This window comes from Streptosporangium sp. NPDC004379, from assembly GCF_042873875.1.
Classification (GTDB): Bacteria; Actinomycetota; Actinomycetes; order Streptosporangiales; family Streptosporangiaceae; genus Streptosporangium.
In genome coordinates this window covers 155,530-169,282 of the sequence record NZ_JBIAMC010000011.1, presented here as the reverse complement: position 1 = coordinate 169,282, position 13,753 = coordinate 155,530, and the positions used below count along the sequence as shown (strand labels likewise).

Genomic DNA, 13,753 nt, shown 5'->3' with positions numbered 1-13,753 from the left:
GGAGACCAGGTCCAGGACTCCCGGGGCATGGCGGCGAGGCGGATAACCATCACGCATACCTCGCATCCCCTGGACGACTCCATGGAATACTCAGAGTGTGTGTTCGACTACGAAGGGACATGAGCCATGGTGGTGACGGCACGCGGTGATCTTTTCTCCTACGCCCTGCGGGGCGCACGGCCCCCTCGCACGGTGAGGGAGTTCCGCGACGCGCTCCCCCCCGAGCTCCCCGCGCGGACGGAGATCATCCACGGCAACCTGATCATCAGCGCCTCCGACCGCACGATACGGAAATTCCTCGCATCCCTCTCCTCTGACATCCCCCTGCGCACAGAGATCATCGACGGGAACCTGATCGTGAGCCCTCTCGGAACCCCCCGGCACGCTCGCATCGCCCTGCAGCTCACCTTCGCCCTGCATCCCCTTCTGGAGAAGCACGGATGGGAGAGCTTCGCCGGAAACGTCGACATCTGCATCGAAGGGCCCCGCGACACCATGGCCCCCGACTACTGCATCGTGCCGCTGAATGCCCCCCTGTGGGGCGACCGGGAGATCCTCTCCTCTGGGGTGATCATGGTGGCCGAGGTCGTCTCACCGGGAAGCGCTCACACGGACCACCACGCCAAGCCCCGTATCTACGCCGGCTGCGGCATCCCGATCATGATGATCATCGACCCGGTCACCTCCCCGCCGGCGGTCACCGTCCTCAGCGACCCCGAGGACGGCGCCTACCGGACCGCCGTGCACGCCGAGCTGGGCAAGCCGGTCCGCATCCCCGCCCCCGTCGACTTCGACCTGGACACCTCGATCTTCCTTCCCGCCTGAGAAGGCGGGCCCCGCTCAGAGGCGTTCCATGGCCTTGCGGATGCGCTTGTCGGAGATCGGGTACGGCGTGCCGAGGGTCTGCGCGAAGTAGCTGACCCGCAGCTCCTGGATCATCCACCGGATCTCCCGGACGTCGTCGTCCGCGCGGCGGGCCGGGGGCAGCTTCTCCACCAGCTCGTGGTATTCGTCCTCGAGGTCGTGGATCTTGTACATCCGCTCCTCGTCGCGGAACGGGTCGTCGGCCATCTTCTCCAGCCGCCGCTCCGCCGCCCTGAGGTAGCGCAGCAGGTCGGTCAGGCGTTTGTGGCCGGTGGCGGTGACGAACCCCGGGTAGACCAGGTCGCCCACCTGGTCGCGGACGTCCTCGACCGCGGGGGTGGAGCGTGCCTCGGCCAGGCGGCTGGAGACGGCGTGCCAGACGGCCAGGATGTCCCGGACCCGGGAGACCACCTCCTCGGTGGTGTCGAACAGCTCGGCACGGACCTTGTCGTGCAGGGCGGTGAAGGCCGGCCCGTCCCAGACCGGCCCGCCGTACTCGCTCATGAGCCGGTCGGCGGCGCAGGCGACGCAGTCGTCGAAGAGGGCGACGGCGCCGGCGTGCGGGCTGCGGCTGAGGGCGAGCTTGGCCTGGTTGTCCAGGCGGCCGAGCACCTGCTTGGCCGGAGAGGGTGTGTTCAGCAGCAGCAGCCTGCGGGTGCCCTCCCACATGGCGCGGCGCTGCTCGGTCTCGGTCTCGAACATCCGCACGGCCACGGTCGCGCCCTCGTCGGCCAGCGCCGGGTACGCCTTCATCCGGCGCTGCTCGAACGTCTTCGGCAGCTCCCCCAGACTCCAGGTGGTCAGGCCCGACTTCTCCAGCCCGTCGGCGGCCCGGGAGAGGGTCTGGCGGAGCCGGGGGGCGAGCCGCCGCTTGAGGTCGGCGAGGTCCTTGCTCTCAGTGATCTTCTTCTTACGGCCGTCGACGACCCGGAAGGTGATCCGCAGGTGGTCGGGGACCTGGTCGAGCCGCCACGCCTCGCGAGGCACCCACACGCCGGTGAGGGCGGCCAGTTCCCGCTCCAGCACCGTCAGCAGCGGCTCCCGGGTGGGCTCTGCCCGCTGGAGCACCTGCTTGGCGTAGTTGGGGGCGGGCACGAAGTTGCGGCGGATCTCCTTGGGCAGGGACCGGATGAGCGCGGTGAGCAGTTCCTCGCGCAGGCCGGGGATCTGCCAGTCGAAGCCGTCGGGGTTGACCTGGTTGAGCAGGGCCAGCGGGATGTGCGCGGTGACGCCGTCGGCGTCGGCTCCGGGCTCGAACTGGTAGGTCAGCGGGAAGCGCAGGCTCCCCTGGCGCCAGACGTCGGGGTAGTCGCGCTGGCTGACGTCGCCCGCCGCGTCGCTGATCAGCATCGACTTCTCGAAGCTGAGCAGGTCGGGCTGGTCGTTCCTGACCTTCTTCCACCAGGAGTCGAAGTGGCGGCCGGAGACGACGTCGGCCGGGATGCGCTGCTCGTAGAAGTCGAACAGGGTCTCGTCGTCCACGAGGATGTCGCGGCGGCGGGCCCGCTCCTCCAGCTCCTCGACCTCCGACAGGAGTTTGCGGTTCTCCTTGAAGAAGGCGTGGTGGGTCTCCCAGTCGCCCTCGACCAGGGCGTGCCGGATGAACAGCTCGCGGCTCAGCTCGGGGTCGATGCGGCCGTAGTTGACCTTGCGCTGCGCCACGATGGGCACGCCGTACAGGGTGACCTTCTCGTACGCCATCACCGCGCCCTGGTTCTTCTCCCAGTGCGGCTCGGAGTAGGTGCGCTTGACGAGGTGCTGGGCCATCGGCTCGACCCACTCGGGCTCGATCTTGGCGTTGACCCGGGCCCACAGGCGGGAGGTCTCCACCAGCTCGGCGGACATCACCCACAGGGGCTGCTTCTTCGCCAGCGCCGACCCGGGGAAGATCGCGAAGCGGGCGTTCCGCGCGCCGATGTACTCGGTCATCGGGCGGCGGGGGCCGTCCGCGCCCTTCTTGTCGACGTCCTTGACGCCGACGTGCGACAGCAGGCCGGACAGCAGGGAGACGTGGATCTTCTGCTCGTCGCCGGGGACGCCGTTCAGGGTGACGCCGAGGGACTTCGACATCTGGCGGAGCTGGCCGTAGACGTCCTGCCATTCGCGGACCCGCAGGTAGTTGAGGAAGTCGGCCTTGCAGAGCCGCCGGAACGCGCTGGAGGACAGCTCCTTCTGCTGCTCCTGCAGGTGGTTCCAGAGGTTCAGGTAGGAGACGAAGTCCGACTCCTTGTCGGCGAACCGGCGGTGCTTCTCGTCGGCGGCCTGCTGCTTGTCGGCGGGACGCTCGCGCGGGTCCTGGATGGACAGCGCGGCTGCGATGACCATGACCTCGCGGACGCAGCCGTTGCGGTCGGCCTCGATGACCATGCGGGCCAGGCGGGGGTCCACCGGCAGGCCGGCCAGTTTGCGGCCGAGCGGGGTGATCTCCCGGGCCTTGTCGAACGCGCCCAGCTCCAGCAGCAGGTCGTAGCCGTCCCTGACCTGGCGCTGGTCCGGCGGCTCGACGAAGGGGAAGGCGCCGATGTCGCCCAGGCCGATGGAGGTCATCTGCAGGATGACCGAGGCGAGGTTGGTGCGCAGGATCTCCGGGTCGGTGAACTCCGGCCGGGAGACGAAGTCCTCCTCGCTGTAGAGGCGGATGCAGACGCCCTCGGAGACGCGGCCGCAGCGGCCCTTGCGCTGGTTGGCCGACGCCTGGGAGATCGCCTCGATGGGCAGCCGCTGGACCTTGGTGCGGTGGCTGTAGCGGGAGATCCGGGCGAAGCCGGGGTCCACGACGTACTTGATGCCGGGGACGGTCAGCGAGGTCTCGGCGACGTTGGTGGCCAGCACGATGCGGCGGCCGGAGTGGCGCTGGAAGACCCGGTGCTGCTCGGCGGCCGACAGCCGGGCGTACAGCGGCAGCACCTCGGCGTCCTTGCGTTTGGACAGGGCGTCGGCGGTGTCGCGGATCTCCCGCTCGCCGCTGAGGAAGACGAGGATGTCGCCCGGCCCCTCGGCGCACAGCTCGTCCACGGCGTCGCTGATCGCCTGGATCTGGTCGTCGTCCTCCTCCACCGGCCGGTAGCGGACCTCGACGGGGTACGTACGGCCGGACACCTCCACGATGGGGGCGTCGCCGAAGTGCCGGGAGAACCGCTCGGGGTCGATCGTGGCCGAGGTGATGACGATCTTCAGGTCGGGCCGGCGAGGCAGGAGCTGCTTGAGGTAGCCGAGGATGAAGTCGATGTTGAGGCTGCGCTCGTGCGCCTCGTCGATGATGAGCGTGTCGTACTGGGCGAGGTCCCGGTCGCCCTGCAGCTCCGCCAGCAGGATGCCGTCGGTCATCACCTTGACGAGCGTGCCGTCGCTCACCTGGTCGGTGAAGCGCACCTTGTAGCCCACGGCCTCGCCGAGCGGGGTGTCCAGCTCCTCGGCGACGCGTTCGGCGACGGTCCGGGCGGCGATCCGGCGCGGCTGGGTGTGCCCGATGAGGCCCTTGACGCCCCGGCCCAGCTCCAGGCAGATCTTCGGCAGCTGGGTGGTCTTGCCGGAGCCGGTCTCACCGGCGACGATCACGACCTGGTGGTCGCGGATCGCCTCCAGGATGTCGTCCCTGCGGCGGCTGACCGGCAGGCTCTCCGGATAGGTGATCGCGGGCACGCCCGCGCGCCGCTCGGCGACCCGGCGCTCGGCCTTCTCGATGTCGGAGGTGATCTCCGCGGCGATCTTCTGCTGCGCGGCGCGGTTCCTGACCTTGCGGGCACCGTCGAGCCGGCGCCGCAACCGGCGCTGGTCACGCAGAGTGAGTTCGGGCAGGCGCGCGTGGAGCTGAGCGAGCGGAGATGTCAAAGGAGGCGTTCCCATACTGCTTCCAGAGTACTTTCAGCCCGAAGTTCCGGAGCCGACCGCCCATCGTGCCCGACCGCCCGCCGCGCCCGCATCCCAATATCCCGGCGCCCCTTCTCCCGGGCTGGAGACGTCCGGGAGAAGGGGCGGGTCTCCGGACCTCCTCGGGTCGGGAGACGCCTGGGAAAAGGGCGGGTCCCCGGACGTCCTCGGTCCGGAGACGCCCGGGAAAAGGGGCGGGTCCCCGGCCGCCGAGGCGGCCGGGGACCCGGGTGAGAGGGATCAGGAGGAGGCTAGTTGATCGCCGGGTAGGCGTTCTTGAGCAGCTCCTGGAACTGGGCGGAGAACCACTGGCCGGAGATCGGCGCGTTCGGCAGGGCACCGCTCAGGTTGTTGCCGTTGCGCGCGTTGCCGGTGTAGGTCGGGTCGCACATCCGGTCGAAGCCCTTGCCCTCGTCGTTGGGGATCGCGGAGCTGGAGCCGTCGGACTCGCCCGGAGGCTTGATCCAGACGTAGGCGTCGAGGCCGGGGGCGGGGTTGGCCTGCGGGCGCTCACCGAGGCCGGCGCCCTTCTGGTTGCACCAGTTGCCGGCGTGGATGCGCCGGTCGACCCGCGACTGGTCGACGAAGGTGTTGACGTCGGTGGAGGTGCTGGGCGCGGCCGGACGGGCCGAGCCGCCCCAGCCGTTGCGGGAGGTGTCGATCAGCATGCCGAGGGTGGACTTGAAGCCCTTCTGGATGAGCAGGTTCCGGAATGCCTGGGCGTAGCTGAGCTCGTCGACGTAGAAGTTCCAGTCGACCCACTTCGACTGGCGGACGGTCTGGCCGTTCACCGTCGTGTTGATGGTGAAGTGGGGCTCCTTCAGCGCCGAGTAGTTGGCGGTGTTGGTGATGAAGCCGTCCACGCTGTCGAAGCCGGCGGCGGTGCCGGAGACGGTGCTGGCGAACAGGTCGGCCGAGGGGCCGAAGTTGGTGTCCCAGCCCAGCCAGCCGTGGTGACCGGCGTCGACGTAGGTGTAGACGTTCTTGATCGCGTGGAGCTTGTCCAGCGCGTAGCGGACGCCGTCGACGTAGGCGCCGCTCGACTTGGCCTCCTGGCAGTCAGGCACGTTGAGGTTGGTGACCAGGTTCGGCAGCGAGTCGATCTCGACGATCGACACGATCCGCAGGGCCGCGTACTTCGGGTCCTTCATGATCGCGGCGATCGGGTCGATGTACTCGGTCTTGTAGCGGGTCAGGCCGTTCTGGGAGATGCGCAGCTCGCCGTTGGAGGCCAGCGCCGAGCAGTCGCGGTTCGGCAGGTTGTAGATGACGAACTGGACCGTCAGCGGCTTGCTGCCGTTGGCCGCGTCCTGCTTGACCGCCTCGTCGAGGTGGGCGCGCAGGCCCTTGGCCGAGGAGGTTCCCTCGATGGCGGCGATGCGGTCCAGCCACACGCCGGTCGAGATGTCGGCCACGGCGGCGCCGCCCGGCTCGGCCTTGGCCTTGGACGACCAGTCGGGGTTCACGTAGCCGGTGGCCCCGGCGTAGGGGTTGTCGACGTGCTCGCCGGGCGGCGGCGTGGTGACGTCGTCGTCGTCCTCGGTCGCGGTGACGGAGGCGCCGGTGTGGCCGGTGGCCGCGGCGGAGATGGTGGCGGTGCCGTTGACCTGGTCGCTGTCCTGGGCCGCCGAGACCGTCACGTTCTGCGCCGTGTTCCAGTTGCTGGGCGTGAAGGTCAGCGTGGACGGCGTGATCGTGATGTCGGTGTCACCCGTCTTGGTCAGGTTGACCGTGACGTTGGAGGTGGGAGCCGCGCTGAGCCTGAAACCGACCGTCTTGGAGCCGCCCTCGGGCACGGTGACCGCGGTCGAGGTGGCGATGATCGACGGGGTTCCGGTCCCGCCGCCGACGGTGAAGGGCACCGCGGCGGTCTCCTTGGACAGCGCCGGGGAGGCGTTGTCGTAGGCCTTGGCCTTGGCGGTGTGGCTGCCGGCCCCCACGTTCGCCGCCGAGAAGCTGTACGGGGCGGTGGTGTCGGTGTTGACCAGGGTGTCGTCGATGTAGAACTCGACCTTGCTCACCCCGCCGTCGTCACTGGCCGTCGCCGCGAGCGGCACGGCCGAGCCCGCCGGGATGGAGGCGCCGCTGGCCGGGCTGGTCAGGCTCACCGTGGGCGGCTGGTTGGTCGGGGTGGTCCCGCCGCAGGTGACGCCGTTGACCGTGAAGGAGGTGGGCTTGGGGTTGCTCCCGCTCCACGATCCGTTGAAGCCGATGCTGGTCGACGCGCCGGTGGCGAGGCTGCCGTTCCAGTCGATGTTCTTCGCGGTGACCTGGTTGCCGCTCTGGCTCCAGGTGGCCGACCAGCCCTGCTGCACCTGCTGGGTGCCGGGGAAGGCGAAGCCGAGGGTCCAGCCGTTCAGCGGGTCACCGAGGTTCTTCAGGTTGATGTTGGCGGTGAAACCGCCCTGCCACTCGTTGGTGGTGTAGGTGACGTCGCACGAGACGGCGGCGTGCGCCGTCGCGGCCGGGCCGGCGGCCAGGCCTGCGGCGGCCACCAGCAGGGCCGTCGAAGTCGCGGCCCGGTGCAACCAGGCGCGGCGACGCGGATGAGAGCTCATTCTCGATCATCTCCAGGACGTGGGTGGGAGCGCTCCCATAGTCCGGAGGTTTCGGGAATGTGTACAGGGTGTTGCACGGCGGAGACGGCCCGCCAGAGCCGTCCCCGCCGCTGACCTCACCGAACGCCCTTCGGGTCCGATGAAAGTTTCAGCCGTCTACGCCTTCACCGCCGCCATGGCGGCCCCCACGATGCCCGCCTCGTTCAGCAGGGCCGCCGGGACGACCGGGGTGCGCAGCCGTACCTTGGGCAGAAACTTCTCCGACTTCTTGCTGACCCCGCCGCCGACCACGATCAGCGCCGGGGAGAACAGCATCTCCACGTGCCGCAGGTACTCCTCCACCCGCTCGGCCCACTTGTCCCAGCTCAGGTCGTGCGCCTCGCGCGCATGGTCGGAGGCCCGCCTCTCGGCCTCCTTGCCGTGGAGCTCCAGGTGCCCGAGCTCGGTGTTGGGCACCAACCGGCCGTCGGCGAACAACGCGCTGCCGATCCCGGTGCCGAACGTCAGCATCAGCACCACCCCGGCCGTCTCCCTGGCCGCGCCGTGCGTCATCTCGGCCACCCCGGCCGCGTCGGCGTCGTTGAGCACCGTCACGGGCAGGCCCGTGGCCTTGGCGAACAGAGCCCGCGCGTCCAGGCCGATCCACGACCGGTCCACGTTGGCGGCCGACATCGTGACCCCGTCGACCACGACCCCGGGAAAGGTGATCCCGACCGGCCCCGTCCACGCGAAGTGCCCGGTGATCTGCGCGACCACCTCGGCGACCGCCTCCGGCGCGGCGGGGTCCGGGGTCGGGACGCGCAGCCGGTCCCGGGTCAGCCGCCCCGTCGCGACGTCCACCGGGGCGCCCTTGATCCCCGAACCTCCGATGTCGATTCCCAGCGCCTCCATGGCGTCACCTCCCTGCCGGGCTCCCTTCCCCGCGGCGGGCGGGTGATGCCCGCCCGCCGCCGCCTGTCCGGGTGACCGCGGTCGCCGGCCTCCGGGCACGGGAGCGGTCCGCGGGCCGCGTCGGTCACCGGACCGGCGGGACCCCCGGTCCCCGAGCGCGGGAGCCGTGCCCGTACCGGCCACCGGTGGTGTCAAGGCCGCTGATACTCGTCTGCAGGTGCGGTCAAGCCCGCTGAAAGCACGTCATAACACACTGCGTGCACCACCTCAGGAAAGGACCGCTCCGATGACCGCCACCCGTCTCCTCACCGGCCTCGCCCTCGCCGCCGCCGCCGTGCTCTCGGCCGTCTCGCTTCCCCCTGCCGCCCAGGCCGCCCAGGTCACCGCCCCCGCCGACACCGGAGCCGCGGCCCCGGCCACCGTCTGGGGCCCCCGGTACTCCCCGGGGCGCGGGGCCAAGGCCTCCGGCTCCCTGCGCGCCACCGGCGAGGACCACGCCGACATCCCCGCCGCCGAGACCGTCCGGATCTCCGGGCGCGTCCAGGACCTGACCCGCGCGAGCTCGACCTGCGGCCTGGCGGTCTTCCGGATCACCTACCGGACGCCCGGCGGGGACCTGCCCTTCACGCACCGGACCGTCCGCGACTGCTCGTACGGCACGCCGAAGTCGTTCACGTTCGACCACCACGACGTCTACCAGGTGGAGCTGAAGGTCTGTTCCGAGGCCAGGTCGGCCCAGCCGTCGATCAACTGCCTCTACGCCGGCACCTGGAAGGTGCTCTACCTGTCGCGCTGACCTCCCGCGCCCGGCCGTTCCGTGATCCGGCCCGCCTCGACGTGGATGTGCCGGGCGGTGTGGACCGCCTCCAGCATCCGCCGGTCGTGGGTGACGAGCAGGAGTGTGCCGGGGTAGGCGGCGAGCGCCGACTCCAGCTGCTCGATCGCGGACAGGTCGAGGTGGTTGGTCGGCTCGTCGAGGACCAGGAGGTTGACGCCCCGGCCCTGGAGCAGCGCCAGGGCGGCGCGGGTCCGCTCCCCCGGCGACAGCGTGGCCGCCGGGCGCAGCACGTGCGCGGCACGCAGCCCGAACTTCGCCAGCAGCGTCCGCACGTCGGCGGGCGTCATCTCCGGTACGGCGGCGCCGAAGGCGTCCACCAGCGGCTCGTCGCCCAGGAACAGCCCCCGCGCCTGGTCCACCTCCCCGACGACCACGCCGGGGCCGAGCGAGGCGTGGCCCTCCTGGAGGGGGAGCCGCCCGAGGAGCGCGCCGAGCAGGGTGGTCTTGCCCGAGCCGTTCGCGCCGGTGATCGCCACCCGCTCGGCCCAGCCGATCTGCAGGTCCACCGGCCCGAGGGTGAACCCGCCGCGCCGGACCACCGCGCCGCGCAGCGTGGCGACGACCGCCCCGGACCGGGGGGCCACGGCGATCTCCATCCGCAGCTCCCACTCCTTGCGGGGCTCCTCGACCTCCTCCAGCCGCTCGATCATCCGCTCGGTCTGGCGGGCCTTGGCGGCCTGCTTCTCGGTCGTCTCGGTGCGGAAGTTCCGGCCGACCTTGTCGTTGTCGGTGGCCTTGCGCCGCGCGTTCTTGACGCCCTTCTCCATCCAGGCGCGCTGCGTCAGGGCCCGCTGCCGCAGGGCGGTGACGGTGCCCTCGTACTCGTCGTAGGCGTCGCGGGCGCGCTGCCGGGCGATCTCCCGCTCGGCGAGGTAGCCGTCGTAGCCGCCGCCGTAGGAGCGGACCTGCCGCTGGGCGAGGTCGAGCTCCACGACCCGGTCGACCGTCCTGGCGAGGAACTCGCGGTCGTGGCTGACCAGGACCGTCCCGGCGCGCAGGCCGGCGACGAAGCGTTCGAGCCGTTCCAGGCCGTCGAGGTCGAGGTCGTTGGTGGGCTCGTCCAGCAGGAAGACGTCGTAGCGGCTGAGCAACAGGGACGCCATCCCGGCCCGGGCGGCCTGCCCGCCGGAGAGCGCCGCCATCGGCAGGCCGAGGTCCACCGTCAGGCCGAGCTCGGCGGCGACCTCCCCGGCCCGGTCCTCCAGGTCGGCCCCGCCCAGGGCCAGCCACCTGTCCAGGGCGACGGCGTACTCGTCGTCGGCGCCGGGCCGCCCCTCGACGAGGCCCTCGGTCGCGGTGTCGAGGGCGCGCTGCGCGGCGGCCACCCCGGTCCGCCTGGCCAGGAACGCGGCGACCGTCTCGTCCGCCCGGCGCTCACGCTCCTGGGGGAGGTAGCCGACGGACGCGGTGGGCGGGCTCAGCCGTACGGTGCCGTGCTCGGGCGGCAGCAGCCCGGCCAGGATCCGCATCAGGGTGGACTTGCCGGCCCCGTTCACCCCGACCAGGCCGACCACGTCGCCCGGGGCGACGACGAGGTCCAGGCCGGAGAACAGGGCGCGGTCACCGTGGCCGGCGGCGAGGTCCTTCGCGACGAGGGTGGCGCTCATGACGGCAACGCTATCGGCCACGCCGTCCGGACCTCTCCACGTTTTCCGACCGTACGGCGCCGCCGGACCCCTTCCGCGCCCGGCAGAACCCGCCGCTTGGGACCTTCCGCCCCTCCGAACACTCCCTAGAAGATTTCGTAAATTCCGCTGATTTCGGGAGATGGCGCACTACGCTCTGCCTAAAGATCTTCACACGGGATCTTTCGGGGCTTTCGGGCGGAGGCGGGGCATGGCAGATGAAGAGTGGGCACGCCGCGGAATCGACGTCAACACTCCCAGCGTCGCCCGCCTGTACGACTACTACCTGGGCGGCAAGGACAACTTCGCCTCCGACCGCGCCGCGGCCGAGGAGATCCTCACGGTCGCCCCCGAGGTGCGCACGGCCGCGCGGGAGAACCGCGCCTTCCTCGGCCGGGCGGTCAGGTTCCTCGCCGGCCAGGGAATCCGGCAGTTCCTGGACATCGGCACCGGCCTGCCCACGCAGGGCAACGTCCACGAGGTGGCCCGGCAGATCGCACCGGACTCCCGCGTCGCCTACATCGACAACGACCCGATCGTCCTCACCCACGCCAGGGCGTTGCTGCAGGAGGACCAGCGCCGGGTCATCGTCACCCCCGGCGACCTGCGGACCCCCGAGAGCATCCTCAAATCTCCGGAGATCCAGGACCATCTCGACTTCTCCCAGCCCATGGCCGTGCTACTCGTGGCGGTCATGCACTTCATCACCAAGGCCGACGATCCCCGCCGCATCGTGGCCACACTGCGCGACGCCCTGCCCTCCGGCAGCCACCTGGTGCTGTCCCACGGCACCCGCGACTCCCGGATCGAGGCCGTGGACAAGGGCACCAGCGTCTACAAGCGGGCCAACTCCCCCCTCGTCCTGCGGTCCCGCCAGGAGATCACCGAGCTGTTCGACGGATTCGACCTGCTGGAGCCGGGGGTGGCCTGGCTGCCGGAGTGGCGGCCGGAGGACCCCGCGCTCCACGAGGACCCCTCACGGTCACTGATCCTCTGCGGGGTGGGGAGAAAGCCCTGATGGCGGTCGGCTTCGGGCTGGCGGTGCCGCAGTACGGCCGATTCGCCCGCCCCGAGGCGGTGGTCGCCGTCGCCCGGGAGGCCGAGGCCCGGGGCTTCGACGGCCTGTGGGCGGGCGACCGGCTGCTGACCCCGCTCTCCCCCCGGGACCGCTACCCGGGCGGCGACGGCACCATCCCGCCGGAGCACCGCACGTTCCTGGACCCGCTCGCGGTCCTCACCACCGCCGCGGCCGTCACCTCCCGGATCCGTCTGGGGACCAGCACGCTGAACGCCAACTGGTATCCCCCGGTGCTGCTGGCCCGCTCGCTCACCACGCTCGACGTGCTCAGCGGCGGCCGCCTCGACGCCGGGCTGGGCCTCGGCTGGTCGAGGGACGAGTACGCCGCGGCCGGAGTGCCCTGGAAGGGACGCGCCGCGTGGCTCGACGCCACGATCGACACGCTGGAGGCGGTCTGGCGCGACGACCCGGTGGCCGTCACCGCGCCCGGCTGGAGCATCCCGCCGAGCCACATCGACCCGAAGCCCGTCCAGCGCCCCCGCCCGCCCCTCCTGCTGGCGGGTTTCTCCCCCGCCGCCCTGGAGCGCGTCGGCCGCCGTGCCGACGGCTGGCTCGCGGCCGCCATGCCGGTGCCGCTCCTTACGGGCATGCGGGACGCGATACGGCGGGCCGCCGAACGGGCCGGACGTGACCCGGACGGGATACGCGTCGTCGTACGGGCCAACCCGGTCGTCACGGGGACGGCCGGCGCGACCGTGGAGGAGGTCGGCGGGCGGCTGCGGGCCATCGCCGAGACCGGCGTGCAGGAGATCTTCGTCGATCTCCAGCTCACCGCGCGCGACCCCGCCCACCTGCTCGACCTCGCCGAGACCCTGCGCGAGACCGTCCTCCGCTAGCTGCTGTCCTCCCCTGCCGGGACGTGCTGCTCGGCGGGGCTCTCCGCACCGGGGCGGGTCACCCGGCGGCGCCCTATCGGCCGTACGGCGGTCAGCGGTCGCGCCGGGTGACCAGGCGGGCGAGCGTGGCCAGCTCGGCGACGGGCCGCCGCACCGAGCCCGCCGCCTCCAGATGGCCCAGGGCCCGGCCCAGCAGCTCACCGGCCCGCTCCCGGCTCCAGGCGCGGGCGCCCGCGGCCTCGACGAGGTCCGCGGCGCGACCCAGATCGGCCTCGGTCAGGGGCTCCTCCCTGGTGTAGAGGCCGGCCAGCTCCCGCCCCGCCGCGGTGCCGGAGGTGAGCGCCGCCACCACCGGCAACGACTTCTTACGGCTCCGCAGGTCGGAATGGACGGGCTTGCCGGTCACCGCGGGATCGCCCCAGATGCCCAGCAGATCGTCCACGAACTGGAACGCCAGCCCCAGATCCGCGCCGAAGGCCCGCAGGCCCTCGACACGCTCGGGGTCCGCGCCGCCGAACAGCGCGCCGAGCGCGCACGCGGCGGCCAGCAGCGCGCCGGTCTTGCCCGCCACCATGTCCAGGCACTCGTCCAGCTCGACGTGCCCGCGCCTTTCGAAGGCGACGTCGGAGTGCTGGCCCTCCAGCAGCTCCTGGACCGCGGCGCCGAAGATCCGGGCCGCCTCCGGAGCCGCCGGGCCCCCTGCCGCGAGCACGCCGAAGGCCAGCGTCAGCAGGGAGTCACCGGCCAGGATCGCCGGGCTCACCCCGAAGACGGCCCACGCCGTGGGGCGGTGGCGGCGGGTCCGGTCACCGTCCATCACGTCGTCGTGCAGGAGGGAGAAGTTGTGCGCCAGCTCGACGGCCGCCGCCGCGGGCAGCGCCGCCGCGGCGGCGCCCCCCACGGCCTCCGCCGCCAGCAGCGCCAGCGCGGGCCGGATCGCCTTGCCGCCGTCCGCCTCGACGGGACCGCCGTGCTCGTCCCACCAGCCGAAGTGGTAGCCGGCGATGTGCCGCATCGACGGGGGCAGCCCGTCGGCCGCCGGCCGTATGACGGACTCGACCATCCGGCGGCTCCAGGTCAGCACCTCGGCCGCCGATCGGCCCTCGGCCGCCAGCTCGACAGCGGTCATCTTTTCCCTCCAGTGTGTCCCCCGCCCCCGCGGGGGACCTCGCTCTTGCCCGCGGCCACCCCGC

At 71.6% G+C, this 13,753-nt stretch carries 9 protein-coding genes; 4 read left to right on the top strand and 5 right to left on the bottom strand.

Annotated elements, in window-relative coordinates; translation table 11 throughout:
* Positions 1-126 precede the first annotated feature (126 nt).
* The gene (locus tag ACFYSC_RS23950; RefSeq protein ID WP_389965567.1) at positions 127-825 is read left to right on the top strand and encodes a Uma2 family endonuclease; all 699 of its coding nucleotides are present in this window, start codon (positions 127-129) and stop codon (positions 823-825) included.
* A 15-nt stretch (positions 826-840) separates the two neighbouring features.
* Here the strand turns inward: ACFYSC_RS23950 and hrpA are convergent, their stop codons facing one another.
* The 3 genes from hrpA to ppgK form a co-directional block, all read right to left on the bottom strand.
* A complete protein-coding gene (gene hrpA, locus ACFYSC_RS23945) occupies positions 841-4,710 on the bottom strand; it encodes an ATP-dependent RNA helicase HrpA (RefSeq protein ID WP_389965564.1) in 3,870 nt (1,289 codons plus the stop codon).
* A 275-nt stretch (positions 4,711-4,985) separates the two neighbouring features.
* Positions 4,986-7,292 carry a glycoside hydrolase family 6 protein gene (locus ACFYSC_RS23940; RefSeq protein ID WP_389965561.1) on the bottom strand — a complete coding sequence of 769 codons (2,307 nt, stop codon included), beginning with the start codon at positions 7,290-7,292 and terminating at the stop codon, positions 4,986-4,988.
* Positions 7,293-7,448: 156 nt separating this feature from the next.
* On the bottom strand, positions 7,449-8,183 hold the full coding sequence (gene ppgK / locus ACFYSC_RS23935; protein ID WP_389965559.1) for a polyphosphate--glucose phosphotransferase: 735 nt from the start codon (positions 8,181-8,183) through the stop codon (positions 7,449-7,451).
* Positions 8,184-8,469: 286 nt separating this feature from the next.
* Between ppgK and ACFYSC_RS23930 the strand changes: the two genes are divergently transcribed.
* Positions 8,470-8,979: a hypothetical protein gene (locus ACFYSC_RS23930; protein WP_389965556.1), complete on the top strand. Its 510-nt coding sequence runs from the start codon at positions 8,470-8,472 to the stop codon at positions 8,977-8,979.
* Here ACFYSC_RS23930 and ACFYSC_RS23925 read toward each other — a convergent pair.
* Positions 8,964-10,628, bottom strand: a complete 1,665-nt coding sequence (locus ACFYSC_RS23925; RefSeq protein ID WP_389965553.1) for an ABC-F family ATP-binding cassette domain-containing protein — start codon at positions 10,626-10,628, stop codon at positions 8,964-8,966. The genes ACFYSC_RS23930 and ACFYSC_RS23925 overlap by 16 nt on opposite strands.
* Positions 10,629-10,857: 229 nt before the next feature.
* On the opposite strand from ACFYSC_RS23925, the gene ACFYSC_RS23920 reads away from it, so the two are divergent.
* Positions 10,858-11,664, top strand: coding sequence for an SAM-dependent methyltransferase (locus ACFYSC_RS23920; protein ID WP_389965550.1), 807 nt, complete (start codon positions 10,858-10,860; stop codon positions 11,662-11,664).
* Positions 11,664-12,560: a TIGR03619 family F420-dependent LLM class oxidoreductase gene (locus ACFYSC_RS23915; protein ID WP_389965547.1), complete on the top strand. Its 897-nt coding sequence runs from the start codon at positions 11,664-11,666 to the stop codon at positions 12,558-12,560. The genes ACFYSC_RS23920 and ACFYSC_RS23915 overlap by 1 nt, the downstream gene beginning before the upstream one ends.
* Positions 12,561-12,651: 91 nt before the next feature.
* On the opposite strand, the gene ACFYSC_RS23910 is transcribed toward ACFYSC_RS23915, so the two are convergent.
* A complete protein-coding gene (locus ACFYSC_RS23910; RefSeq protein WP_389965544.1) occupies positions 12,652-13,689 on the bottom strand; it encodes a family 2 encapsulin nanocompartment cargo protein polyprenyl transferase in 1,038 nt (345 codons plus the stop codon).
* Positions 13,690-13,753 lie beyond the last annotated feature (64 nt).